Raw genomic sequence first — 22,987 nt, 5'->3', positions numbered from 1 at the left:
CCATGCCGATCCGCATCGATCACCCTCGACGCCACGCTCTGCGCGCGCTCTCGGCGCTGCTGCTGCCCGGCGGCGCGATGCGCGCCTTCGCGGCGCCGCAACTCGATCCGGCCGATCCGTCGCAGGCCGCGGCCGAATGCATCATCCCCGCCAAGGCCGGCGGCGGCTTCGCCCTCACCTGCGCGCTCGCGCGCGACGCGCTGCAGGCCGTGCGCCCCGCGCGCGCGCCGCTCGCTCAGCGCTTCCTGCCGGGCGGCATCGGCGCCCTTGCGTTCGACCGCATCGCCACGGGCCGCCTCGGCGGTCCCGGCACGCTGGTCGCGTTCTCGAGCGGCTCGCTGCTCAACCTCGCGCAGGGCCGCTTCGGCCCGCATCCGACCAGTTCCGTGCGCTGGGTCGCCGCGCTCGGCACCGACTACGGCGTGGTCGTGGTGCACCGCGACTCGCCCTGGCGCAGCCTGCGCGAGCTGATGGCCGCGCTGCGCCAGTCGCCGTCGCGCATCGTGTTTGGCGCCGGCGGCACCGTCGGTAGCCAGGACTGGGTGAAGGCCGCGCTGCTGGTGCGCGCCGCCGGCGGCGACCACCGCGCGATGCGCTTCGTCTCCTTCGAAGGCGGCGGCGATGCGCTCGGCGCGCTGCAGGGCCGGCATGTCGACGTGTTCGCGGGCGACGCCGCCGAGGCACTGCAGGCCATGGCCGGCGGCACCGCCGTGCGCCTGCTCGCGGTGCTGTCGGAAGCGCGGCTCGGCGGCGCGCTCGCGGGCGTGCCGACCGCGCGCGAACAGGGCGTGGACCTCGTGTGGCCCACCGTGCGCGGCCTCTACATCAGCGCCGACGTGCCCGACGCCGCGCTGCGCGCCTGGACCACCGCTTTCGAGGAGGCCATGGCCGCGCCCGGCTATGCTGCGCTGCGCGAGCGGCATGGGCTCTATCCCTTCGCGCTCACGGGCGCCGCGCTCGATGCCTATGTACGGGAACGCATCCAGGCGTATAGGCAGCAGGCGGAAGCACTGGGGCTGCGACGGTGGAATCCTTGAGGCGGATCGCCAACGGCAACGGCGACACGAGATGAAGCGCTACTTTCATTCGAAGCTCGACGCGGCCTTGCAGCTGCTCGAAACCCTCATCGGCTTCGGCCTGGTGTCCGGCGCCGCGGTGGCCGCGGCGCTGGGGCAATTCATCCTCGGCGGAATCCTGGCGGCGCTGGCGATCGGGGTGTTCCTGCGCTTCAAGCGGGGACGGGTGCGCAAGTAGATGCATCGGCCCCTGTTTTCCCGGCCAGGTCTCGCGGCGAATCGGTCGATGCCGTATCGCATCGCGGCCGCCCTGAGCCTCGTCCTGCTGCATTCGATGTCCGTCGCCGCGCCACGCCTGTTCGACGTTCCGCTGGCAGCCGTCACGCCGGCCCTGCTGGCCGAAGCCGCCAATCACTATGTGGCGCTGGGCGAAACGGAAGCCATGAAGGAACTTGGAGGACTGGCCCGGTCGAGTTCCCCACTCGCTCGCGGTTTTTTCGATGGCAACGACATCCGGATCGGCTGGTTGTGCCGGATTCTTTTCGAGCAAGGTTGCGGTTCTCCGTCCTCGAGGCCACCCGGATTCGGTGGACTGACCGATTTTCCCGAGCGGAACATGCGCCCCGACCACTGGCCGCTCTTTCCGCTGGCGCGCTCCGGCACGAGCCATTTCGTCCTCGGCCACTCCTACCTGATCGGAGGCCTGCCGGAATTCGCCTCCCAGTACCTCGACTACTCGCGGCAGCATGGCACTTTCAGACAGAGGCCCTTGCCCGTTCCCACGCGCGGACAGGCCATCAAGGATGCCTTGGCGCTGCGCGCTTCCACGGAATGGCAATCCCTGCGATGGAAGGACAGCGGCGAAGGATGGTCCTACACGCTCAGCGAAACCGGTGCATGGCACGCCGTGCTGGACCAGGCGATCGCCATCGAGGAACAGCCGCACGCACCTGCAACACGGCGACCCTGAACAGCCGACGGCTTTGCCATGCTCGACACACTGATCTTTCTAGCCGGACTCCTGAACGCCGCCAGCCTCTGGCGTACCTGCGTCTGCCTGCTCCCGGGCTTCGCGCTGGGCGTCTGGCTCTGGCAGATCGGTGACGCCCCATTCGGACCCGGATGGCTCTGGGCCGTCCTGGCCGTGCTGTCGAGTGCCGCACTGGGCATCGCCTGGGAGCTCCGCGCCACGCGCCGAGCCCGGAGAATGCGGCGTCCCCGGCCGGTTCCAGAATGATCGGCGGACCCAAGCACATGCTCGAAGCCCTGATCTCCCCCACCTCCTGCGTCGGCGCAGCGGCAGGCCTGCTCGTCGGCCTCGCGGTCCACTGGTTCGCACCGGCCGACATCGACACCGTACAGCTCGGTGCCTGGCTCGTGGGCATCGGCTGGTCCGCGGGCCTGGCGTGGGACCTCATGCACACGCGCCGGCCGAAGTAGCACGACACACACATCCCAAAGAGACCACCGCATTGAACCCCGCAGACCTGGAGCACTACCTCCACGACCACATCCCGCTCTCGAAGGCGATGGCCGTGTCCGTCGCCTCGGTGGCGCCGCATGAAGTGGTGCTGCGCGCACCGCTCGCGCCCAACATCAACCACCGCGACACCGTGTTCGGCGGCAGCGCCTCGGCGGTCGCGATCCTCGCGGCCTGGTCGCTGCTCAACACGCGGCTGACGGCCGAGGGCCTGGCCAGTCGGCTCGTGATCCAGCGCAACACCATGGCCTACGAGCTGCCGATCGAGGGCGACTTCATCGCGCGCTCGGCCTTCGACGAACCCGCGCAGTGGCTGCCGTTCGCGCGCATGCTGGCGCGCAAGGGCAAGGCCCGCATCTCGGTGTCGTCGCAGCTCGAATACGGCGGGCAGGTCGTGGGGCGGCTGACAGGCGAATTCGTGGCGCTGCGCCCGCCGCCCGAACCGACCGCGTAGCAACGGCCATGCAGAACACTCTCGTGAAATCCGCGGTGCGGGTCTTCGAACTGCTCGAGCTGTTCGAGGCCGAGCAGCGGCCGCTGCGCGTGGCGGAGATCGTGCAGAAGCTGGGCGCGCCGCAATCGAGCGTCTCGATGCTGCTCAAGACCCTGGCCAGCCAGGGCTACATGGAGTACGAGCGCGCGACGCGCAGCTACTGCCCGTCGGTGCGCGTCGCGTTCCTCTGCGAATGGGCCACGCGCATGCCGGGCCAGCGCGAGACGATCCACGACACGCTGCGCCGCCTGGCCAGCGAGACCGGCGAGTCGGTGCTGCTCGGGCGCAAGAGCGGCCTCTCGCTGCAGTACATCTCGGTGATCCAGTCGCAGCATGCGCTGCGCTTCTCGCCGTCACCGGGCGTGAAGCGGCCCATGCACCACGCCGCCATCGGCATCATGCTGCTGAGCGAGATGAAGGACGAGCAGATCGAGCTGCTGCTGCGGCGCTACAACGCCGAGCGCGGCAAGGGCGGCCCGATCGCACGGATCGCGCAGACCCTGCGCGCGGTCGAGCAGGCGCGCGAACAGGGCTGGTACGAATCGGCCAATCTCGCGACCTCGGGCGCGGGCGTGATCGCCACCCTGATTCCCACCAAGATCCGCAGCCAGCGGCTGGCGATCGGGATCGGTGCGCCGGTCGATCGGCTGCACCAGCGGCGCAAGCAACTGCTGCCCGCGCTGCTGGCCGCCGCGGGAAATTGCTGAGCGCGGCGCTCAGCGGCCTTGGTCGCGCGCCTCGATCGCCGCCTGCATTGCCAGCAGGCGCCGCGCCTGCGCAAGATGCAGCCGCTCGACCATCCGGCCTTCGAGGTTGATGACGCCCGCGCCCGCATGGCGGGGCAGCTCGAAGGCCGCGACGATCGCCCGCGCCTCCTCGAGCGCCGCCGCCGAAGGAGAGAAGGCCGCGTTCGCCGGCGCGATCTGCGACGGATGGATCAGCGTCTTGCCGTCGAAGGCCATGCGCGCCGACTGCAGGGCCTCCGCATCGAAGCCCGCGGTGTCGGCGAATTCGTTCCAGACGCCGTCGAGCACGCAGATGCCGTGCCGCCTCGCATTGAGCACGACATTCATCAGCCAGGGCATCAGGTAGCGCCGCCCATCGCCCGCGAACACGCCCGTTTCCTTCGCGAGATCGTTGGTGCCGACCACGAGCGCCTCGAGCCGCGGTCGCGCGCCAAGGCCGGCACGCACGATATCGTCGAGCGCCGCGAGCGCATCGGCCGTCTCGACCATCAGCCATAGCCGCAGTTCAGCGCCGAGACCATGGCGCAGCGCCGCCTCCGACAGGAAGCGCACGTCGTTCGCGCTGCCGATCTTGGGCACCAGCAGCGCATCGGGGCGGCAGCGCGCCACGGTGCGCATGTCGGCATCGAAGTCCGCGCTGCCGATGGCATTGATGCGCACCACCCTGTAGTGCGGCCCGGGCCATCCGGCCTCGAAGACCTGCAGCAAGTGGCCGCGCGCCGCCTCCTTCATCTCGGGAGCGACGGCATCTTCGAGGTCGAAGACCACGGCATCGGCATCGAGGCCGCCGACCTTGGCGAGGGCGCGTGGATTGGAGGCCGGAACGTAGAGCGCCGAACGGCGCGGTGGGTTCTGAAGTGCATTCATGGGCGTGCAGTCTGCCGCTTCGCTCGCATGCCCTCCATCGCATATGTGATGGTTCTCGCGCGTCTTCAACCATCACATCCATGATGCTTTTCGCCGACGCACGCCCGGATACTTCAGCGAACGAGACAACCAGACGGCAGGAAAAAAATGAGCGAAGCGCACACCGGCGTGACGAAGGACGTGGAGGCCACGCGGCTGCTGGCCGAATGGATCGGCGGCGGCGCGCAGCAGGCGATCACGCCGCTGGCGCTCGAATGGGCGCGGCACGCGATGCTCGACTGGCTCGCCGTGACCATCGCGGGCAGCAGCGAACCGCTGGTGCGGATACTCGCGGAAGAATATGGCGGCAGCGCCGGCGAAGCCTCCTCGCTGATCGCAAGCGGCCGCCGTGCGCGGCCGCTGGACGCGGCGCTGATCAACGGCGCCGCCGGCCATGCGCTCGACTTCGACGACGTGGCCTCGCGCATGTTCGGCCACCCCAGCGTGCCGGTGGTGCCCGCGGCGCTGGCGCTGGCACAGGCGCGCGGCGCTTCCGGCCTCGCGCTGCTGCGCGCCGTGGTGGTCGGCCACGAGATCGAGAGCCGCGTCGGCGAGATGGTGGGTCCGAGCCACTACCGCCACGGCTTCCATGCGACCGGCACCGTCGGCACGCTGGGCGCCGCCGCGGCCTGTGCCCACCTGCAAGGGCTCGACCCGTCGCGGACCGCGCATGCGCTGGGCCTCGCGGCCACCCAGGCCGCCGGACTCAAGTCGATGTTCGGCACCATGGCCAAGCCGCTGCACGCGGGCAAGGCCGCGATGAACGGGCTGATGGCCGCGCAGCTCGCGGCGCGCGGCTTCACCGCCAACGAGCAGGCGATCGAGGGCGCGCAGGGTTTCGCGCGCACGCTGGCACCGGAGCTCAACCCCTTCCCCGCCACCATCGACACCACGTCCGGCTTCGCGATCGAGCGCACGCTGTTCAAGTACCACGCCGCCTGCTACCTCACGCACTCGTCGATCGAGGCCATCCGCGAACTGCGCGCGCGCCACGGCGTCGGCCTCGACGACCTGGAGACGCTGACGCTGACGGTCTCGGGCGAAGGCAACCACCGCGGCGTCTGCGACATCGAGGCCCCGGCGACCGGGCTCGAAGTCAAGTTCTCGATCCGCCACCTGGCCGCGCTGGCTTTGGACGGCGCCGACACCGCCGCGCTCGGTCTCTACACCGACGAGACGGCAAGCGATCCGCGCTGGCGCCGGGCGCGCGAGCGCGTGACGCTCGAGGTCGCCGACACGCAGCAGCGCGACACCGCGACCGCCACCCTGCGCACGCGCGATGGCCGCGTGCTGAGCGCGCAGGTCAATGTCGCCATTCCCGCCACCGACCTCGATGCGCAATGGCAACGCCTGCATGCCAAGGCGCGCGCGATCGCCGAGCCGGTGATCGGCGCCGCGCGCTTCGAGCGGCTGGCGCAGGCGGTCGCGGCGCTCCCCACCTCCCCCCACCTCCACTCCCTGATCGAAGCGATTCAATGACGCCCAACGACATCACGGTCCAACGCCTGAAGGCCGAGGCCAGGCCCAGGACACGCGGCAACCGGTACGAGGATTTCGACATCGGCCGCCGCTTCGCGCACCACTGGGGCCGCACGGTCACGGCCGCGGACAACACGCTGTTCTCCACGCTGACGCTGCACTACAACCCGCACTACACCAACGAGGCCTTCGCCCAGGCCCATGGACACCCGACCACGCCGGTCAATCCGCTGCTGGTGTTCAACACGGTGTTCGGCCTGTCGGTGGAAGACCTGTCCGAGGGCGGCGGTCCCTTCCTGGGCGTGGACGAGCTCAGCTACCTGCGGCCCGTCTATCCGGGCGACACGCTCGAGGCCCGCTCCGAAGTGGTGGCCGCGCGCCTGGCGAGCAACCGCCCGGGCTACGGCATCGTCACCTGGCACACGCGCGGCAGCAACCAACGCGGCGAGGAGGTCATCGCCTTCAAGCGCACGAACCTGGTCAAAACGAGGAACTGAAACGATGTCGGAAGATGGTCTGGGCTACATGACGCAAGAGCGTCGCATGATCCGCGACGCGGCGCGCGAATTCACGATGAAGGAGGTGCTGCCGGTCGCCAACAGGCTCGACGGTCCGGAGGGCGAGATCCCGATGGAACTGCGCCAGAAGATCGCCGACATGGGCTACTTCGGGATCATGATTCCCGAGCAGTACGGCGGCCTCGGCCTCGGCTATTTCGAGTACTGCCTGATCTGCGAGGAACTGGCACGCGGCTGGATGTCGGTCGCCTCGATCGTCGCGCGCGCCCAGGGCGGCTGGATCAAGGCCGCCATGCCCGAGGAGATGCGCGCCAGGTACCTGCCGCGCGTGGTGCGCGGCGAGTTCCTCAACGCGAGCGCGCTGTCCGAGCCCGATACCGGCTCCGACCTGGCCTCGATCTCCTGCCGCGCGGTGCGCGACGGCGACGAGTGGGTGATCACCGGCAACAAGTACTGGTGCACCTTCGCGGACGGCGCCGACTACATCACGCTGTTCGCCCGCACCGCGCCGCCGCCCAATTCCGACAAGCGCTGGCTCGGCATCTCCTGCTTCCTGATCGAGAAGGAGCGCGGCAGCTTTCCGAAGGGCATGACCGGCGCGCCGATCCCCAAGATCGGCTACTTCGGCTGGAAGACATTCGAGCTCGCGCTCGACGGCCTGCGCGTGCCGGCGGACTGCCTGATCGGCGAGGAAGGCAAGGCCTTCCACCTGATGACCAAGGGCCTGGAAGGCGCGCGCGCCCACACGGCCGCGCGTGCCATCGGCCTGGCCCAGGGTGCGCTCGAGGACGCCATCGCCTACGCGGGCGAGCGCAAGCAGTTCGGCATGCCGATCGCCGAGTACCAGGCGATCCGCTTCAAGATCGCCACCATGGCGACCGAGATCGAGGCGGCGCGCCAGCTCATGCACTTCGTCTGCAGCGCGATCGACAGCGGCCGGCGCTGCGACAAGGAAGCCTCGATGGCGAAGTACTTCGCCTCCGAGATGGCCGAGCGCGTGACCTCCGAGGCGATGCAGATCTTCGGCGGCGCGGGCTACACCAGGCTGTTCCCGGTCGAACGCTACTGGCGCGACGCGCGGCTCACGAAGATCTTCGAGGGCACCTCGGAGATCCAGCAGCGCATCATCGCGACCAGCCTGCTGGGCAAGTCGGAGGTCGAGGCCATGATCGCCGGGCGCGCCTTCGCGGCCGTGGCGCAGAAAGGCGGCGCGGCATGAGAAGCGCCGAACTCACCAGCGCCGACAACTACTTCGAGGACTTCGAGGTCGGCCTGCTGCTGCGCCACCACCGCGGCAAGACCGTGACCGAGATGGACAACGTGCTGCTCACCAACCTGGTGATGAACACCGCCGAGGGCCATTTCAACGAGGACGCGATGAAGAAGCAGGATGCGCGCGGCATCTTCGCGCAGCGCGTGGTGTTCGGCGGCATCAACCTGTCGATGGTGCTCGGGCTCGCGGCCCAGGACACGGCCGAGCAATGCCTGCAGGAACTGGCGCTCGACCGGATCCGCCTGTCGCATCCGGTGTTCCATGGCGACACCCTCTATGCCTACAGCGAGGTGCTGGAAGCGCGCGCGGCCGACCGCGACGACGCCGGCATCGTGCGCTTCCGGCACTACGGCCTGAACCAGGACGACAAGCTCTGCGTCGAGGCCGAGCGCACCGTGCTGCTCAAGCGCAAGAGCCATTGGGCGGGCCGGTGACGCAGGCTGCCCCCGCCGCCGGCGCGCTCGACGGCCTGGTCGTGCTCGACCTCACGCGCATGCTGGCCGGTCCCTACGCCACCATGATGCTGGCCGACCAGGGCGCGCGCGTGGTGAAGATCGAGCCGCCCGGCGGCGACCCCACGCGCCGGACCGGCCCGCACCTGCCCGGCGCGCTGACCATCGCCGAAGGCGGCTTCGGTGGCTACTTCGCCTCGATCAACCGCAACAAGCAGTCGCTCGCGCTCGACCTCAAGCAGCCCGCCGGCAAGGCCGCGCTGCTGCGCATGGTGCGCGGCGCCGACGTGCTGGTCGAGAACTACCGCTGCGGCGTGATGGAACGGCTGGGCCTGGGCTACGAGGCGCTGATCGCCGAGAACCCGCGCCTGGTGTATGCCGCGATGCGCGGCTTCGGCGACCCGCGCAGCGGCCGCAGCCCCTACGCCGACTGGCCGGCCTACGACCCGGTCGCGCAGGCGATGGGCGGCATCATGGGCATCACCGGCCCGGTGCCCGCGGGTGCGCCGACCAAGATCGGCCCGGGCGTCGGCGACCTGGTGCCCGCCACCTTCCTCGCCTTCGGCATCGCCTCGGCCTGCTGGCGCGCGCAGCGCACCGGGCGCGGCCAGTTCGTCGACGTGTCGATGGTCGATGCGGTGCTGGCGATCTGCGAGCGGCTGGTCTACCAGTACAGCGCCTCGCACGAGTCGCCGGGCCCCGAGGGCAACGGCCACCCGCTGCTGTGTCCCTTCGGACTGTTCCCCGCGAAGGACGGCCACGTGAGCCTCGGCGTGCCCAACGACCGCTTCTGGGTGCCGCTGGTGCAGCGCATGGGCCGGCCCGAGCTCGCGGGCGATCCGCGCTACGCGAGCAACGAGGCGCGCATGGCGCACCGCGCCGAGGTCGAGGCCCTGGTCGGCGAATGGACCGCTCGCCACACCAAGGCCGAGCTGTCGTCGCTGCTCGGCGCGGAGATTCCGTTCGGCCCGGTGTTCGATGCGCAGGACATCTTCGAGGACGCGCATTTCCGCGCGCGCGGGATGCTGGTGGAGACCGAGCAGCCGGGCGCCGCGCGCGCGCTGACCGTGGCCGGCACGCCCGTCCACATGAGCGACACGCCCGGCGGCGTGCACCGGCGCGCGCCGCTCACCGGCGAGCACAGCGACGCGGTGCTCCAGGGCTTCGGCTTCGCGCCGGCCGAGATCGCGGCGCTGCGCGCCGACCACGTCATCCACTGAAACCACTGCCTGAAGGAAACGAGTTCCATGCAAGAACGACCCCAGAGACTGCGCCGCTGCCAGCTGTCCGTGCCCGGCTCGAGCGAGAAGATGATGCAGAAAGCCGCCGGCATGGACGTCGATTTCGTCTTCCTCGATCTCGAGGATGCGGTCGCGCCGTCGGAGAAACGCCCCGCGCGCGCGAAGATCGTGCACGCGCTCAACGGCCTCGACTGGGGCCGCACCACGCGCTGCGTGCGCATCAACGACCTGACGACCGAGTACGCCTACGAGGACATCATCGAGGTGGTCGAGGGCGCGCGCGAGAACCTCGACGTGATCATGCTGCCCAAGGCGATGAGCGCGGCCGACGTGCAGTTCGTCGACAAGCTGCTGTCGATGATGGAGAAGAAGCTGGGCCTCAAGAAACGCATCGGCATCGACGTGCTGATCGAGGAGGTCGAGGCCATGATGCGGGTCGAGGAGATCGCGGCCTCCACGCCGCGGCTCGAATGCCTGATCTTCGGCATGGGCGACTACTCGGCGAGCCAGGGCATCTCGCTGCGCGACATCGGCGGCGCCAGCGGCTACCCCGGCGACATCTGGCACTACCAGCGCCACAAGCTGACCATTGCCGCGCGCGCGCACCGCATCGATGCGGTCGACGGCCCCTTCGCAGACTTCAGGGACCCCGACGCCTTCCGCGAGGAATGCCGGCGCTCGATGATCCTCGGCATGGTCGGCAAGTGGGCCATCCATCCCTCGCAGGTCGCGCTCGCGCAGGAAGCCTTCTCGCCGCCGGCCGCCGATGTGGCGCGCGCGCGCGACATGATCCAGGCCTACGACCAGGCCCTCGCGCAGGGCCTCGGCGCCGTGCAGTACGACGGAAAGATGATCGACATCGCGTCGGTGCGCATCGTGCGCAACCTGGTCGAGCGGGCCGACCGCATCGGCATGTAGGCGCGCGTGCCCGTGGACGCGCTGCCGCCGGCAGCCGCGTCACCTGAAGCGACCCGAAGGAGACAAAGCAATGCAACGAGACAAGATCGAACCGTTCCTGCCCCTGGATGCCGCCCGCCGGCGCCAACTGCTCGCGGCCGGCCTGGCGCTGGGCACCGGCGCACTGCCGCGGCTGGCCTTCGCGCAGGACTGGCCCACCAAGCCGGTGCGGCTGGTGGCCGCGCAGGCGCCCGGCTCGTCCAACGACGCCACCGCGCGCGCGGTGGCCGAGTACATGACCTCGAGCCTGGGCCAGGCGGTGGTGGTGGAGAACAAGCCCGGCGGCATCGGCATGATCGCGGCGGACAACGTGGCGCGCTCCCCCGCGGACGGCTACACCCTGCTCATCACGCTGCACAGCCAGCTCGCACAGGCACCGGTGATGCTCAAGAAGGTGCCGCTCGACACCTCGAAGGACCTGGTGCCGATCGCGGCCTTCAGCACCGGCGTGTCGCCGATGGTGGTGAAGAAGGACCTGCCGGTGAAGAACTTCAAGGAACTGCTCGCGCTCGCGCTCGCGCGCCAGCGGCCGGTGTCGGTGGGCAACTACGGCATCGGCTCGGGCTGGCAGATCATGATGACCCAGCTCGCCAAGCAGACCGGCGCCAGGTTCGACATCGTGAACTACAAGGGCACGGGCCCGATGGTGTTCGACCTGATGGCGGGCAACATCGACATCGGCGCGGGCTCGCTGGCGGGCCTGGGCCCCGGGATCCAGAAAGGCAGCTTCCGGCCGGTGCTGGTGATCTCGGGCGGGCGCTCGGAGAAGCTGCTGCCCGGCATTCCGACCTGGGCCGACGAGGGCTTCACCGGGCCCGCGTTCGAGAACCTCACCGAGTGCAACATGATCCTGGGCCCCGCGGGTCTTCCGGCCGACGTGGTGCGCCGCGTCGCCGATGCCTGCCGCGAATCGGCGTCCAGGTCGGAGGCCGTCAAGAATGTGCTGGCGCAGCTCGGCGTGGAGGAAGCGCCGCTGACGGGCGCCGAGCTGCAGCGCTTCATCCAGCGCACCTGGCCCACCTACCAGGCGATGACGAAGGAGCTGGGGCTGCAGGCGCAGTAGCCGCGCGCTGCGCGGGAAGCGGAGGGAACGCCGCGGGCAGCGGCCGGACCGGGATTACCCCCCGGTGACTGGCCCGGAAAATGCATGAGAATTCGCGCACTTTCGACTGCCTCGGCGCTCGCCGCCCCTTCCCGAACGCACCTCATGCTGCCCCTGCGCGACCTCAACGACATGGAAGACCTGTGGGGCCTGCGCAGCGCCGGTGCGCTGATGAACCTGCCGTCGACCGGGGTGTCGGTGCTGCGCTGGACGCGCAAGACGGCCGGGCCCTTCCAGTTCGACATCGAGACCTCGCAGGACTTCATGATGTTCTCGATGGTGCTGCTGCCGATGGACGCCTGCTCGCGCGTGGACGACACGGTGATCTGGGACGGCCCGATCGAAGGCGGCAGCGTGCGGCTGATCGACTCGCGCACCATCGAGCGCACGGGCTTCGAATCGCCCAGTCCCTTCGACCTGCTGCACATCCATTTCTCGCTCGGCGAGCTGCGCGCGACCGCGCGCCGCTTTGGCATCGACTTCGAGGACTTCGAGCCGCGCGACGGCCCGCTGTACCGCGACGACCACGTGGGCCGGCTGCTCGGCGCGCAACTCGTGGCGGCGCTCGATGCCGATGGCGCGGCCGGGCGCATGTATGCCGACGGCATCGCGCAATCGCTGGTGGCGCACCTGCTGCGCAGCTACGGGCGCGTGGTCCATGCCGAGGCGCCGCCGGCGCACGAAGGCCTGCAGGCGGCCTTCGACCACGTGGAGCGCCATCCGCACGAGCCGCTGAGCGTGGCGCGGCTCGCGCGCCTGGCCGAGATGAGCGAATTCCATTTCGCGCGCCGCTTCAAGCAGCGCTACGGGCTCACGCCGCACGCGCACCTGGTGGCGGCGCGGCTGCGGCTGGCCAAGGCCGACCTGGCCTTCTCGGACAAGAACATCCTGCAGATCGCCATGGACTGCGGCTTCTCCGACTCCAGCCATCTCGCGCGGCTGTTCCGCCGCACCGAGGGCATGACGCCGCAGGTCTACCGGCAGGCCCGGCGCCAGTAGCGGACCGCGCCACCGCGCCCTCGCGCCGGCCCGGCAGCAAGAACATGCTGTCCGCCGCGCAGGATTGACCGAGACGGCCTGCCCCCTCGCTCGAAAGAATCGCCCTCGCCATCCGGCTTCTCCGGGTGATGTTCGAGGAGATTCGAGTGACAGCAGCAACTGCGATGCAGGACAGCATGCCGGGCGTCGAGGCCGGCGACGAGATCGCGGCCGGACTCCGGCTGCGCGGCGGCACCGAGAAGGCGCGCGCCACGCGACGCGACCGCGGCGAAGGGCCGTTCGAGCGCCTGGTGCTGCGCGGCGCCACCGTGATCGACGGCACCGGTGCGCCGCCCTGGGGGCCGGTTGACATCGTGATCGAGCGCGACCGCATCGTCGAGATGCGCAGCGTGGGCGCACCGCGCCTCGCCATCGATCCGGCCGGGCGCCCCGCCGCGGGCCGGCACGAGATCGACTGCCACGGCAAGTTCGTCACGCCGGGCTTCGTCGATGCCCATGCCCACATCGGCTCGCCCTTCGTCAGCCGCGATGCGCCGCCGGCCGACTACGTCTACAAGCTGTGGCTGGCGCATGGCGTGACCACGGTGCGCGAGATGGGCTGCTTCAACGGCCTGGGCTGGACCCTGGACCAGCGCGAGCGCGCGGCCGCCGGCACCATCGCGGCGCCGCGCATCCTCGCGCACGCCTACTTCCCGGCCGTCAACGACATCCTCAAGACCCTGCACACGCCGGCGCAGGCGCGCGACTGGCTGGGCCGGCTCAAGGCGCGCGGCGCCGACGGCGTGAAGTTCTTCGGCGCGCCGCCGGCCCTCATGCAGGCCGCGCTGGCCGAGTGCGCGAGCCTGGGCCTGCGCAGCGGCTGCCACCATGCGCAGATGGCCGTGACGCGCATGAACGCGCTGACCACCGCGCAGTGGGGCCTGACCAGCGCCGAGCACTACTACGGCCTGCCCGAGGCGCTGTTCGAAGAACGCGTGGTGCAGAACTACCCGGCCGACTACGACTATGGCGACGAGTACTTCCGCTTCTCGGTCGCGGGCCAGACCTTCGGCCAGGCCGCGCAGCCCGGCAGCGCCACCTGGCGCAACGCGATGGACCGCTTCCTCGAACTCGGCTTCGCCTTCGTGCCCACCTTCGGCATCTACGACGCCAACCGCGACCTGATGCGCACGCGCCGCGCCGACTGGCACGACGACTACACCTGGCCGGCCTACTGGGACAACTTCCAGCCCTACCGCGGCGGCCACGGCTCGTACTGGTACCGCTGGTCGACGAAGAACGAGATCGAGTGGAAGGAGAACTACCGGCTCTGGATGCGCTTCATCAACGAGTACAAGAACCGCGGCGGCCGCGTCTGCGCGGGCAGCGACTCGGGCTTCATCTTCCAGCTGTTCGGCTTCGGCTTCGTGCGCGAGCTCGAGATGCTGCAGGAGGCCGGCTTCCATCCGCTCGAGGTGATCCGCGCCGCTTCGCTCGAGGGCGCGCACCTGCTGGGCATCGAGGCCGACTGCGGCAGCCTCGAGGTCGGCAAGCGCGCCGACCTGCTGGTGCACGACCAGAACCCGCTCGAGGACTTCAAGCTGCTCTACGGCACCGGCGCGATGCGCCTGAACGACGACAGCCGGCGCGTGGAGTGGCAGCGCGGCCTGAGCCGCACCATCGCGGGCGGCATCTGCTACGACACGGCCGAGCTGCTGGCCGACGTGCGCGCGATGGTCGCGGCCAACCGCACCGAGGCGGCCACGGCATGAATCCGGCGAGCGACTTCCATCCGGTGCCGATCGAGCTGACCGTGCTCACCGGCTTCCTCGGCAGCGGCAAGACCACGTTGCTGTCGAGCTACCTGCGACTGCCGCAGGCGGCCGACACGGCCGTGATCGTCAACGAGATCGGCGAGGTCGACCTCGACGGCGCGGTGCTCGCCGCCACCGCCGCCAAGGTGCCGATGGCCTTGCTGAGCAACGGCTGCGTGTGCTGCGCGATGGGCGGCGACCTGCCCGGCACCATCGCGGCGCTGATCGAGGAGCGCGAGACGCGCGGCCTGCCGCCGCTCGCGCGCATCGTGCTCGAGACCACCGGCCTCGCGCGGCCCGGCCCCGTGCTGCGCAGCCTCGGTCCGCTGGCCGCGCACCTGCGCGCGCAGGTGGTCGCCACCTTCGACTGCGTGCGCGGCGAGTCCCTGCTCGCGCTGCCCGAGGCGGCCGCGCAGATCGCGGGCGCGCAGCGCATCGTGCTGACGCGGCAGGACCTCGCGCCCGCGGGCGCCACCGAGGCGGCACGCGCACTGCTCGCGCGGGTCAATCCACTGGCCGAACTGGTGGCCGAGCCGACGGCGGCAGCGCGCGCACTGGCCGCGCTCGCACCGCCGGCCGCGCGTTCGCCGATGCCCGAACTGGCCGTGTCGGACGACGCGCCCGCGCACAGCGACATCCGCACCGCGCTGTGCCGCTTCGCCGCGCCGGTGGAACGCGACGCGCTCGCCGAATGGCTCGACAACCTCGCGGGCCTGTGCGGCGAGCGTCTGCTGCGCGTCAAGGGCTTGGTCGCGGTGCGCGGCGAGCGGCTGCCGCTGCTGGTGCAGTGCGTGGGCACGCTGTTCGCCCCGCTGCTGCCGTTCGCGGGCACGGCGAACGGCTCCTTCCTGGTCGTGATCGTGCGCGGCACGCGGCTCGACGAACTGCGCGAGCTGCAGCCGCCGCTGCCAATCGCCGTGCACGCGGCCACGCGGCCGAATGCGATCGGCCGGCCGCTGTCGGCCGTGCTCGAGGAAAGCTGCGCATGAGGCCCACCACCGTCGCGCGCCGGTTGCTGGTGGGCGCCACCTATGCCGCGATGCTGCTGCCGCTGGTCACCGTGGCCTGGCTCAGCGTGTTCGCGCAGCCGATCATGAGCTTCCCGCCCGAGGGCTATTCGCTGCACTGGTACGCCAATGCCTGGAGCAAGCCGCAGTTCGCAAGCAGCTTCGTGCTGTCGTTGCAGCTCGCGGCGATCTCGGCGCTGCTCGGCGTGGGCACCGGCACGGCGGCAGCCTATGCGATCGAGCGCGGCCGGTTCCGCGGCCGGCGCGCGCTGTCGGCGCTGCTGCTGTCGCCGCTGGCCTTTCCGGGCGTGGTGCTGGGCACCGGCATCTACGTGTTCTTCGTGCGCGTGGACAACGCCATCGACCTGCAGATCGTCGCCACGCTGCCGGGCCTGATCGCCGCGCATGCGCTGCTGGCGATTCCGTGGACGGTGCGCCTGGTCTCGGCCAGCCTGCAAGGCCTGGGCCGCGCGCCCGAGGAGGCCGCGGCCAACCTGGGCGCGCGCCCGCTCACGGTGTTCCTGCGCGTCACGCTGCCTTCGATGCGCGCCGGCATCGTGGCCGCGGCGGTGTTCAGCTTCATCGCCAGTTTCGAGAACCTCGAGATGACGATGATGCTCACGGGCCCCGGGTACGCCACCCTGCCGGTGGAAATGCTGAGCTACCTCAACTTCAACATGGACCCGACGCTGGCCGCGGTCGGCACGGTGCAGACCGTGCTGATCGCCGTGCTGCTGCTGGTCGCCGATCGTTTCGTCAGTCTGTCCCGGGTGACCTCTTGAGCCATCTCCATCTCGACAACCTCCAGTGCACCTACGACCGCACGGTCGCGGTGCGCCATCTCGACCTGCGCGTGGCCCAGGGCGAACTGCTCGCGCTGCTCGGCCCCTCGGGCTGCGGCAAGAGCACCACGCTGCGCATGGTGGCCGGCTTCGTGCCGCCGAGCGCGGGCCGCATCCTGTTCGGCGAACGCGACGTGACGCATGCGCCGCCGCATGCGCGCGACACCGGCATGGTGTTCCAGGGCTATGCGCTGTTCATGCACATGAGCGTGGCCGAGAACGTGGCCTTCGGGCTGCAGATGCGCAAGGTGCCGCGCGCCGAGCAGGCCGCGCGCGTGAAGGAAGCGCTGCGGCTGGTGCAGCTCGAGCACCTGGCCGAGCGCCGGCCCGCCGCGCTCTCGGGCGGCCAGCAGCAACGCGTGGCGCTGGCGCGCGCGCTGGTGGTGCGGCCCGCGGTGTTCCTGCTCGACGAGCCGATGTCGAACCTCGACGCGCGGCTGCGCACCGAGGTGCGGCTCGAGATCCGCGCGCTGCAGCAGCGCCTGGGCCTCACCACGCTGCTGGTGACGCACGACCAGGAAGAAGCGCTCACCACCGCCGACCGGCTGGCCGTGATGGACCATGGCCGGGTGCGGCAGGTCGGCACGCCGCAGCAGGTGTACGAGCAGCCGGTCGACCAGTTCGTCGCCAACTTCATCGGGCGCTGCAACCTGGTGCCGGGACGGCTCGAGGCGCCCGGTGCTTTCCGCGCGGGCGCGCAGCTGCTGCCCTGCGCCACCGCGGCGACGCAGCCGCGCGCGACCGGCGAGCTCGCGCTGATGGTGCGGCCCGACCGCATCCGCATCGCCGAGGCCGGCGCGCCCGGCCTGCCGGCGCGCGTGAAGCTCGGCACCTACCTGGGCGGCACGACCGAGTGGCACTTCGAGACCGAGGTCGGCCCGGTCTCGGTCGCGCAGCCCAGCGTGCCGGCACGGAGCGCTCCCGCGATCGGCGAGCGCGTGAGCCTGCAGTGGTCGGCGGAGCACGCGCTGCCCCTGCCCGCGGATGCCACGGCTTCCTGAGCTTCCCTTTCCCTCTCTCCACTCCGATCATGTCCATGCATTCCACACGCCGTTCCCTGCTGCTGGCCGCAGCCTCGCTGCCGCTGGCCACGGCCCGCCCCGCCCTGGCCGCCGTCGGCGGCCGCGTCGTCGTCGCCACCTGGGGCGGCGACTACGGCGACCTGCTCGGCAAGCATGTCGAGCAGCCGCTGCTCAAGCCGCTGGGCATCGAGGCGGTGCAGAGCGTGGACGACGGCCCGCCGCGCAAGGCCAAGCTGCTGGCCGAGCGCAACGGCCGCCGCGGCAGCCTCGACGTGGTGTCGATGGTCGACTTCGAGGCCAGCGGCCTCGCGCAGCTGGGCCTGTTCGAGACGCTGACCGAGGCCAACGTGCCGAACGCGAGGAACGCCATCGCCGCGCTGCGCCAGCCGCAGGCGCTGCCGCACATCTACTCGGGCCTGGTCATCGCCTACAACCCCGCGAAGATCAAGGCGGCGCCGAAGTCGCTCGCCGACCTCTGGGACCCGAAGTACAAGGGCCGCGTCGGCTTCGCCGACATCCTGTTCCCCTACAACATCGCCGCCGCCTCGCTCGCGGCCGGCGGTACGCTGGGCGACCTCGCGCCCGGCATGGCCAAGCTCGGCGAGATGAAGGCGCTGGCGCCCAAGATCTTCGCCACCAACGAGGCGGTGGCGCAGGCGCTCAAGGCCGAGGACATCTGGATCACCCTGGCCTGGCGCGCCCGCGTCCACCAGTGGCGGCGCGCCGGCGTGAGCGTGGCGGCGGCCGTGCCGGCCGAGGGCATCGTGCCGACCACCTTCACCGCCTCGGTGCCGAGGAACAGCCAGCAGAAGGACAACGCCTTCGCCTACCTGAACGCCATGCTCGATGCCGGCGCGCAGTCGGCCTTCGCCGAGCGCATGGGCTACGTGCCCACCGTCACCAATGCGAAGCTGCCGCCCGAGCTGGCCGCGCAGATCGCCTTCACGCCCGAGGAGCAGTCGCGCTTCAAGGTGCCCGATTTCGGCTACTTCGCGCAGGCGATGCCGGCGCTGCAGCAGTACTGGTCGCGCGACTTCAAGGCGGCCTGAGCGATGCGTCTTTTGACCCTGCCCGCCATCGCGATCGTGCTGGCGCTGATGGTGGCCCCGATGGCGATGCTGCTGCGCTACTCGCTCAACCTCTACACGCCGACCGAGCTGATGGTCGAGGCCTTCACGGCGCGCAACTACGTGCAGCTGTTCGCCGACCCGTACTTTCGCGAGGTGCTGGGGGTGACGCTGAAGGTGGCCGCGCTGACCACGGGCATCGCCCTGCTGCTCGGCCTGCCCGCGGGCTACACGCTGGCGCGCATGCCGCGGCGCTGGAAGATGTGGCTCACGCTGGCCACCATCCTGCCGCTGATGGTGGGCAACGTGGTGCGTTCGGCCGGCTGGATGGCGCTGCTGGGCAACAGCGGACTGTTCAATGCGCTGGCGCAATGGAGCGGACTGGCGCGCGAGCCGCTGCAGCTGATGTTCCACCAGCCCGCGGTGGTGGGCGTGATGGTCACGATCGTGCTGCCGCTGATGGTGATGACGCTGGCCAGCGTGATCGAGGGCATTCCGCGCAACGTCGAGGAGGCCGCGGCCAACCTCGGCGCGCGGCCCTTCACCGCCTTTCGCCGCGTGGTGCTGCCGCAGGCCATGCCGGGCGTGATCGCGGGCATGTCGCTGGTGTTCATCCTCTGCATGAACGCCTATGCCACGCCGGTGCTGATCGGCGGGCCGCGCTTTCGCATGATGACGCCCGAGATCTACCAGCAGTTCGTCGGGCTCAACAACTGGCCCTTCGGCGCGGCGCTGGCCTTCATGCTGCTGGCGGTGACGCTGGTCGCGGTGCTCGGGATCGGGATGGCGCTGCAGGCCGGCCTCAGGCCCGCAAGGCCGACAGCGCCCGCAGGCGCCGATGCGCCTCGCCCTGCGCATCGATCGGCGACTGGTTCTTCGCCTGCAGGTAGTGGTGGGTGAAGACCGCGAGGTAGGCGTCGAGGATCTGCGCGGCCAGCGCGTCGCCGGCCAGTTCCATGCACAGGCTCGCGACCTCGCTGGTGCAGAGGTGGTCGTCGCGGCCCGACTGGCGCAGCCGGTACTGCGTGCTGCGCGCGAGCACCGGGCTCAGCACCGGCAGCTGCGCGAGGTAGGCGCTGCGCCGGAACATCTTGCGCCCCTCGGCCCAGGTGCCGTCGAGCAGCACGAACAGCGGGCGCTTCGCGGGGCCGCCTGGCGATGCCTCGGGCGGCGCGACGGTCTGCACCACCCGCCCGGGCGCGGCGTACTGCCCCGGAAACACCACGTACGGCTGCCATCGCGGATCGGCCAGCAGGGCCAGCAGCGCGGGATCGGCGTCGGTGCGCGACCAGCCGAAGGCGAAGGTGTCCTCGACCACGTCGGCGATCAGCCAGCCGGTGTTGCTGGGCTTGAGCGCCTCGATGTCGCCCATGATCAGGCAGACGCCCGCGCGCGTGGTCATCGAGGGCCGCAGCGCGCACAGGCAATGGCTGGGCGCGAGCCGGCAGCCGGCGCAACGTTCGCGCTTGAAGCCGCCACGGGCCAGGAAGGGTTTGACGCTGCGCGCGAGGCGTTCGGCGCGCAGCAGGGAGACGGCGTGGGGCATGCGCCGATTCTCGGGCATGCCCGCCTGCCGGCCGGTCTTCAACCGGCCTTGAGGAACACGTCGTGATCGGGCGCGAAGTTGGCGTGCAGCGGCAGCATCGCGCCGCCCAGCGCGCAGGCCTGCGCGCCGACGCGCCCGCCATGCAGCTGCGGGCGCCACAGGCCCTCCCAGTTGCAGCCGTCGAGCGCGGCGCGCGTGGCCTCGAGCAGCGCCTGCTGCAGCGGGCGCGACATCGAGCCGTCCATCACCACGTCGGCCAGGTCGAGCATCGCGGTGCCGCTCGCGATCGCATGGGCCAGCGCCTCGGCGGCCGAGGCGAGCCAGGCCGCGGTGGCGTCGGCGAACGGCGGCTGCAGCGCGCGCTCGTCGTAAGCTGCGTCGGGGTCGACGCCCTCGCGCTGCAGCCGCTGCTCGAGCTCCCACAGCGAGGCCTCGGCGATCAGCTGCGGCGGCGCCGCGTCGGCATCGCCATCACGCTTGGCGCCGCGCACGCGCTGCATCGGCAGCGAGGCGAGCGCGCCGGCATTGCCGTGCGCGCCGCCATGCAGGTGAGAGTTGAGCACCAGGCCGCCGCCGACGAAGGTGTCGACGAACACGTAGAGAAAGCTCTTCAGGTCGTGGCCGCGCCCGCTCACCAGCTCGGCCACGCAGGCCGCGACGGTGTCGCGCGCGAAGATCACCGGCAGGTCAGTGCGCTGTCGCACCTCGGCGCCCAGATCCATGCCGTTCCACAGGTCGGACTGCGCCTTCGACAGCCCGAGCGTGCGGTGCCAGCCGCCGAGCAGGAACGGCGCGGCGAGCCCCACGCCGACGGTGCGCGCGGCCAGCGGCCCGAGGCCGTCGCGCAACCGGTGGGTGTGCTGCGCGATCGCGGGCAGCAGCGCTTCGGCGTCGGGAAAGTCGTAGGCCATCGCATGGCGCTCGCGCACCCGGGCCGTGAAGTCGATCAGCAGCCATTCGGCGCCGCGCCGACCGACCTTGACGCCGATCGCGAAGGCGCCGTCGGGGTTGAGCGCGAGCGGCACGGAGGGCTGGCCGATGCGGCCGCGCACGCGGCTCTGCTTGACGATGAGCCCGTCCTCCTCGAGCCGCGCGGTGATCAGCCCGATGGTCTGCGCGCTCAGGCCGGTGAGGCGCGCGAGGTCGGCCTTGGGCAGGCTGCCGTGCACGCGCAGCGCCTGCAGCACGGTGCGCTCGTTGAACTGGCGCATGCCGACCTGGTTCGAGCCGCGCGGGCGCAGCAGGTCGGGCATGCGCACGGCGGGCGCGGCATCAGGCATGCGCCTCCGCGGGCAAGGCGCTCGGCAGCATGGCACCGGTCATCACGGCCACGGTGTCGCTCATGCTGATCTTCTTCGGATCGAGCACGGCGGCGCGCTTGCCCAGGCGCGCGACGTGGATGCGATCGGCGACCTCGAACACGTGCGGCATGTTGTGGCTGATCAACACCACGGGCAGGCCGCGGTCGCGCACGCGGCGGATCAGTTCGAGCACCATGTTGCCCTCCTTCACGCCGAGCGCGGCGGTGGGCTCGTCCATGATGACCACGTGGCGCGCGAAGGCCGCGCTGCGCGCCACCGCCACGCACTGGCGCTGGCCGCCCGAGAGGGTCTCGACGGCCTGCGTCATCGACTGGATGCCGACCTTGAGGTCCGCCATGCGCGCCGCGCTCTCCAGCAGCATCTTCTTCTTGTCGAGCATGCGCAGCACGTTGCCGAGGAAGCCGGGACGGCGCAGCTCGCGGCCGAGGAACAGGTTCTCGTAGATGGTCATCGCGGGCGCGACGGCCAGGTCCTGGTAGACGGTCTCGATGCCGGCCCGCCGCGCGTCGAGCGGATTGCGGAACTGCACCGGCTGGCCGTCGAGCAGGATCCGGCCCTCGTCGGGCACGATCGCGCCCGACAGTGCCTTGATGAGCGAGGACTTGCCCGCGCCGTTGTCGCCGATCACCGCGAGGATCTCGCCCTCGCGCAGCTCGAAGTCGACGCCGTCGAGCGCGGTGACCTGGCCGTAGCGCTTCACCAGGCCCTGGGCCTGCATCACCACCTTGGGGTTCGTCACGGCGTTCATCAGCGGGCCCCCTTGCGCGAGAGCTGGTCGGCCGCCACCGCGAGGATCACGAGCACGCCTGTCACCAGCACCTGGTAGATCGACGACACGCCCATCAGGGTGAGCCCGTTGCGGAACACGCCCACGATCAGCACGCCGATCAGCGAGCCCAGCACGATGCCGCGGCCGCCGAACAGGCTGGTGCCGCCCAGCACCACCGCCGTGATGGCGTCGAGGTTCTCGGTCTGGCCCGCGTTCGGGTCGCCCACGCCGGTGCGCGCCACCGACAGCAGCGAGGCGATGCCGTAGAGCACGCCCGCGGCCACGTACACGCCCAGCAGCACGCGCTGCGTCGGGATGCCGACCAGCCGCGTGGCCTCGGCGTTGTTGCCCACCGCGTAGACGTGGCGGCCGGCGCCGGTCTCGCGCAGCACGAACCAGACGAGGCCGTAGAGCGCCACCATCAGCACCGAGCCCCACGCCACCTCGGCGCTGCCGATGGTGAAGGTGGTGCCCAGGCCCGTGAGGCCGGCCGGCAGGTCGGTGATGGTCTGCGAGGACGAATACAGCTGCGTGATCGCGAAGGCGATGTTGAGCGTGCCCAGCGTCACGATGAAGGGCGGCAGCTTGATGCGCGTGACCAGCAGGCCGTTGAGCAGGCCGAACAGCGTGGTCACGCCGATGCCGCAGAGGATGGCCACCGGCACCGGCAGGCCGAGCTCGGTGGCGAACTTGCTCATGATGATGCCGCCCAGCGCCATCACCATGCCGCACGACAGGTCGATGCCGGCCGTGAGGATGATCAGCGTCTGGCCGATCGCGATCACGCCGACCACCATCACCTGCTGCAGGATCAGCGAGAGGTTGCCGCCGGTGAGAAAGCGGTCGGACTGGGTCGCGAAGAAGATGCAGGCACCCAGCAGGGCCAGCCACGGCCCGAGGGCGCCCCACGGGATGTGGTGCGTTGCGGATTTCGCCATCGATGTGCCTCCCCGGGGC

The 22,987-nt window shown here is 70.7% G+C and carries 25 protein-coding genes; 20 read left to right on the top strand and 5 right to left on the bottom strand.

Features of this window, described 5'->3' with window-relative positions; all coding sequences use genetic code 11:
* Window positions 1-2: 2 nt before the first annotated feature.
* The 6 genes from ACEN9J_RS01040 to ACEN9J_RS01015 all read left to right on the top strand — a co-directional run bounded on the left by ACEN9J_RS01040 (window position 3) and on the right by ACEN9J_RS01015 (window position 3,696).
* Window positions 3-1,037, top strand: coding sequence for a tripartite tricarboxylate transporter substrate binding protein (locus ACEN9J_RS01040; RefSeq protein WP_413763043.1), 1,035 nt, complete (start codon window positions 3-5; stop codon window positions 1,035-1,037).
* Between the two features lie 31 nt (window positions 1,038-1,068).
* Window positions 1,069-1,254, top strand: a complete 186-nt coding sequence (locus ACEN9J_RS01035) for a hypothetical protein (protein WP_057593617.1) — start codon at window positions 1,069-1,071, stop codon at window positions 1,252-1,254.
* Between the two features lie 48 nt (window positions 1,255-1,302).
* Window positions 1,303-1,986, top strand: coding sequence for a hypothetical protein (locus ACEN9J_RS01030; RefSeq protein ID WP_413763042.1), 684 nt, complete (start codon window positions 1,303-1,305; stop codon window positions 1,984-1,986).
* 263 nt (window positions 1,987-2,249) lie between these two features.
* Window positions 2,250-2,456 (top strand): hypothetical protein, encoded by a 207-nt coding sequence (locus ACEN9J_RS01025; protein WP_413763041.1) that lies wholly within the window; start codon window positions 2,250-2,252, stop codon window positions 2,454-2,456.
* A 32-nt stretch (window positions 2,457-2,488) separates the two neighbouring features.
* Window positions 2,489-2,950, top strand: coding sequence for a YiiD C-terminal domain-containing protein (locus tag ACEN9J_RS01020; RefSeq protein ID WP_057593613.1), 462 nt, complete (start codon window positions 2,489-2,491; stop codon window positions 2,948-2,950).
* Window positions 2,951-2,958: 8 nt separating this feature from the next.
* On the top strand, window positions 2,959-3,696 hold the full coding sequence (locus ACEN9J_RS01015; protein WP_057593612.1) for an IclR family transcriptional regulator: 738 nt from the start codon (window positions 2,959-2,961) through the stop codon (window positions 3,694-3,696).
* A 9-nt stretch (window positions 3,697-3,705) separates the two neighbouring features.
* Here ACEN9J_RS01015 and ACEN9J_RS01010 read toward each other — a convergent pair whose 3' ends face one another.
* The gene (locus ACEN9J_RS01010) at window positions 3,706-4,602 is read right to left on the bottom strand and encodes an HpcH/HpaI aldolase/citrate lyase family protein (RefSeq protein WP_413763040.1); all 897 of its coding nucleotides are present in this window, start codon (window positions 4,600-4,602) and stop codon (window positions 3,706-3,708) included.
* A 147-nt stretch (window positions 4,603-4,749) separates the two neighbouring features.
* Between ACEN9J_RS01010 and ACEN9J_RS01005 the strand changes: the two genes are divergently transcribed.
* The 14 genes from ACEN9J_RS01005 to ACEN9J_RS00940 all read left to right on the top strand — a co-directional run bounded on the left by ACEN9J_RS01005 (window position 4,750) and on the right by ACEN9J_RS00940 (window position 19,293).
* Window positions 4,750-6,120: an MmgE/PrpD family protein gene (locus ACEN9J_RS01005; protein WP_413763039.1), complete on the top strand. Its 1,371-nt coding sequence runs from the start codon at window positions 4,750-4,752 to the stop codon at window positions 6,118-6,120.
* Window positions 6,117-6,617, top strand: coding sequence for a MaoC family dehydratase (locus ACEN9J_RS01000; protein ID WP_057593609.1), 501 nt, complete (start codon window positions 6,117-6,119; stop codon window positions 6,615-6,617). The genes ACEN9J_RS01005 and ACEN9J_RS01000 overlap by 4 nt, the downstream gene beginning before the upstream one ends.
* Window positions 6,618-6,621: 4 nt before the next feature.
* The gene (locus tag ACEN9J_RS00995; RefSeq protein WP_057593608.1) at window positions 6,622-7,857 is read left to right on the top strand and encodes an acyl-CoA dehydrogenase family protein; all 1,236 of its coding nucleotides are present in this window, start codon (window positions 6,622-6,624) and stop codon (window positions 7,855-7,857) included.
* Window positions 7,854-8,345 (top strand): MaoC family dehydratase, encoded by a 492-nt coding sequence (locus ACEN9J_RS00990; protein ID WP_203201675.1) that lies wholly within the window; start codon window positions 7,854-7,856, stop codon window positions 8,343-8,345. The genes ACEN9J_RS00995 and ACEN9J_RS00990 overlap by 4 nt, the downstream gene beginning before the upstream one ends.
* Complete coding sequence (locus tag ACEN9J_RS00985) at window positions 8,342-9,583, top strand: CaiB/BaiF CoA transferase family protein (RefSeq protein WP_413763038.1); 1,242 nt, start codon at window positions 8,342-8,344, stop codon at window positions 9,581-9,583. Before ACEN9J_RS00990 ends, ACEN9J_RS00985 begins: the two co-directional genes overlap by 4 nt.
* 27 nt (window positions 9,584-9,610) lie before the next feature.
* Window positions 9,611-10,522: an HpcH/HpaI aldolase/citrate lyase family protein gene (locus ACEN9J_RS00980; protein ID WP_261216515.1), complete on the top strand. Its 912-nt coding sequence runs from the start codon at window positions 9,611-9,613 to the stop codon at window positions 10,520-10,522.
* A gap of 70 nt (window positions 10,523-10,592) precedes the next feature.
* Window positions 10,593-11,624, top strand: a complete 1,032-nt coding sequence (locus tag ACEN9J_RS00975; protein ID WP_413763037.1) for a Bug family tripartite tricarboxylate transporter substrate binding protein — start codon at window positions 10,593-10,595, stop codon at window positions 11,622-11,624.
* Window positions 11,625-11,768: 144 nt separating this feature from the next.
* Window positions 11,769-12,662 (top strand): helix-turn-helix domain-containing protein, encoded by an 894-nt coding sequence (locus ACEN9J_RS00970; RefSeq protein WP_057593603.1) that lies wholly within the window; start codon window positions 11,769-11,771, stop codon window positions 12,660-12,662.
* A 146-nt stretch (window positions 12,663-12,808) separates the two neighbouring features.
* Window positions 12,809-14,413 (top strand): amidohydrolase family protein, encoded by a 1,605-nt coding sequence (locus ACEN9J_RS00965; RefSeq protein WP_413763036.1) that lies wholly within the window; start codon window positions 12,809-12,811, stop codon window positions 14,411-14,413.
* Window positions 14,410-15,444, top strand: coding sequence for a CobW family GTP-binding protein (locus tag ACEN9J_RS00960; RefSeq protein WP_057593601.1), 1,035 nt, complete (start codon window positions 14,410-14,412; stop codon window positions 15,442-15,444). The genes ACEN9J_RS00965 and ACEN9J_RS00960 overlap by 4 nt, the downstream gene beginning before the upstream one ends.
* A complete protein-coding gene (locus ACEN9J_RS00955) occupies window positions 15,441-16,244 on the top strand; it encodes an ABC transporter permease (protein WP_057593600.1) in 804 nt (267 codons plus the stop codon). Before ACEN9J_RS00960 ends, ACEN9J_RS00955 begins: the two co-directional genes overlap by 4 nt.
* On the top strand, window positions 16,241-17,305 hold the full coding sequence (locus ACEN9J_RS00950; RefSeq protein WP_413763035.1) for an ABC transporter ATP-binding protein: 1,065 nt from the start codon (window positions 16,241-16,243) through the stop codon (window positions 17,303-17,305). Before ACEN9J_RS00955 ends, ACEN9J_RS00950 begins: the two co-directional genes overlap by 4 nt.
* Before the next feature lie 35 nt (window positions 17,306-17,340).
* Window positions 17,341-18,375, top strand: a complete 1,035-nt coding sequence (locus ACEN9J_RS00945) for an extracellular solute-binding protein (protein ID WP_057593625.1) — start codon at window positions 17,341-17,343, stop codon at window positions 18,373-18,375.
* Between the two features lie 3 nt (window positions 18,376-18,378).
* The gene (locus ACEN9J_RS00940) at window positions 18,379-19,293 is read left to right on the top strand and encodes an ABC transporter permease (protein ID WP_413763034.1); all 915 of its coding nucleotides are present in this window, start codon (window positions 18,379-18,381) and stop codon (window positions 19,291-19,293) included.
* Here the strand turns inward: ACEN9J_RS00940 and ACEN9J_RS00935 are convergent.
* From ACEN9J_RS00935 to ACEN9J_RS00920, 4 genes are read right to left on the bottom strand one after another with little or no spacing between them, the layout of a single operon-like run.
* Window positions 19,196-19,939, bottom strand: a complete 744-nt coding sequence (locus tag ACEN9J_RS00935; RefSeq protein WP_413763033.1) for a tRNA-uridine aminocarboxypropyltransferase — start codon at window positions 19,937-19,939, stop codon at window positions 19,196-19,198. The genes ACEN9J_RS00940 and ACEN9J_RS00935 overlap by 98 nt on opposite strands.
* 38 nt (window positions 19,940-19,977) lie before the next feature.
* Entirely contained in the window at window positions 19,978-21,219 is a 1,242-nt protein-coding gene (locus ACEN9J_RS00930) for an ROK family transcriptional regulator (protein ID WP_413763032.1), read from the bottom strand.
* Complete coding sequence (locus ACEN9J_RS00925) at window positions 21,212-22,009, bottom strand: ATP-binding cassette domain-containing protein (RefSeq protein ID WP_413763031.1); 798 nt, start codon at window positions 22,007-22,009, stop codon at window positions 21,212-21,214. Before ACEN9J_RS00925 ends, ACEN9J_RS00930 begins: the two co-directional genes overlap by 8 nt.
* Window positions 22,009-22,968, bottom strand: a complete 960-nt coding sequence (locus ACEN9J_RS00920; protein WP_413763030.1) for an ABC transporter permease — start codon at window positions 22,966-22,968, stop codon at window positions 22,009-22,011. Before ACEN9J_RS00920 ends, ACEN9J_RS00925 begins: the two co-directional genes overlap by 1 nt.
* Between the last annotated feature and the right edge of the window lie 19 nt (window positions 22,969-22,987).

It is taken from the genome of Variovorax sp. Varisp41 (assembly GCF_047325085.1).
GTDB lineage: Bacteria > Pseudomonadota > Gammaproteobacteria > Burkholderiales > Burkholderiaceae_C > Variovorax.
The sequence above is the reverse complement of the archived record's forward strand: the minus strand, read 5'-3'. Positions and strand labels throughout refer to the sequence as shown.

Excerpts from the sequence above, each read along its gene's own strand:
- ACEN9J_RS01040 (WP_413763043.1), top strand. The coding sequence starts at position 3 with ATGCCGATCCGCATCGATCACCCTCGACGCCACGCTCTGCGCGCGCTC.
- ACEN9J_RS01035 (WP_057593617.1), top strand. The coding sequence starts at position 1,069 with ATGAAGCGCTACTTTCATTCGAAGCTCGACGCGGCCTTGCAGCTGCTC.
- ACEN9J_RS01030 (WP_413763042.1), top strand. The coding sequence starts at position 1,303 with ATGCCGTATCGCATCGCGGCCGCCCTGAGCCTCGTCCTGCTGCATTCG.
- ACEN9J_RS01025 (WP_413763041.1), top strand. The coding sequence starts at position 2,250 with ATGATCGGCGGACCCAAGCACATGCTCGAAGCCCTGATCTCCCCCACC.
- ACEN9J_RS01015 (WP_057593612.1), top strand. The coding sequence starts at position 2,959 with ATGCAGAACACTCTCGTGAAATCCGCGGTGCGGGTCTTCGAACTGCTC.
- ACEN9J_RS01010 (WP_413763040.1), bottom strand. The coding sequence starts at position 4,602 with ATGAATGCACTTCAGAACCCACCGCGCCGTTCGGCGCTCTACGTTCCG.
- ACEN9J_RS01005 (WP_413763039.1), top strand. The coding sequence starts at position 4,750 with ATGAGCGAAGCGCACACCGGCGTGACGAAGGACGTGGAGGCCACGCGG.
- ACEN9J_RS01000 (WP_057593609.1), top strand. The coding sequence starts at position 6,117 with ATGACGCCCAACGACATCACGGTCCAACGCCTGAAGGCCGAGGCCAGG.
- ACEN9J_RS00995 (WP_057593608.1), top strand. The coding sequence starts at position 6,622 with ATGTCGGAAGATGGTCTGGGCTACATGACGCAAGAGCGTCGCATGATC.
- ACEN9J_RS00990 (WP_203201675.1), top strand. The coding sequence starts at position 7,854 with ATGAGAAGCGCCGAACTCACCAGCGCCGACAACTACTTCGAGGACTTC.
- ACEN9J_RS00980 (WP_261216515.1), top strand. The coding sequence starts at position 9,611 with ATGCAAGAACGACCCCAGAGACTGCGCCGCTGCCAGCTGTCCGTGCCC.
- ACEN9J_RS00975 (WP_413763037.1), top strand. The coding sequence starts at position 10,593 with ATGCAACGAGACAAGATCGAACCGTTCCTGCCCCTGGATGCCGCCCGC.
- ACEN9J_RS00970 (WP_057593603.1), top strand. The coding sequence starts at position 11,769 with ATGCTGCCCCTGCGCGACCTCAACGACATGGAAGACCTGTGGGGCCTG.
- ACEN9J_RS00960 (WP_057593601.1), top strand. The coding sequence starts at position 14,410 with ATGAATCCGGCGAGCGACTTCCATCCGGTGCCGATCGAGCTGACCGTG.
- ACEN9J_RS00955 (WP_057593600.1), top strand. The coding sequence starts at position 15,441 with ATGAGGCCCACCACCGTCGCGCGCCGGTTGCTGGTGGGCGCCACCTAT.
- ACEN9J_RS00945 (WP_057593625.1), top strand. The coding sequence starts at position 17,341 with ATGCATTCCACACGCCGTTCCCTGCTGCTGGCCGCAGCCTCGCTGCCG.
- ACEN9J_RS00940 (WP_413763034.1), top strand. The coding sequence starts at position 18,379 with ATGCGTCTTTTGACCCTGCCCGCCATCGCGATCGTGCTGGCGCTGATG.
- ACEN9J_RS00935 (WP_413763033.1), bottom strand. The coding sequence starts at position 19,939 with ATGCCCCACGCCGTCTCCCTGCTGCGCGCCGAACGCCTCGCGCGCAGC.
- ACEN9J_RS00930 (WP_413763032.1), bottom strand. The coding sequence starts at position 21,219 with ATGCCTGATGCCGCGCCCGCCGTGCGCATGCCCGACCTGCTGCGCCCG.
- ACEN9J_RS00925 (WP_413763031.1), bottom strand. The coding sequence starts at position 22,009 with ATGAACGCCGTGACGAACCCCAAGGTGGTGATGCAGGCCCAGGGCCTG.
- ACEN9J_RS00920 (WP_413763030.1), bottom strand. The coding sequence starts at position 22,968 with ATGGCGAAATCCGCAACGCACCACATCCCGTGGGGCGCCCTCGGGCCG.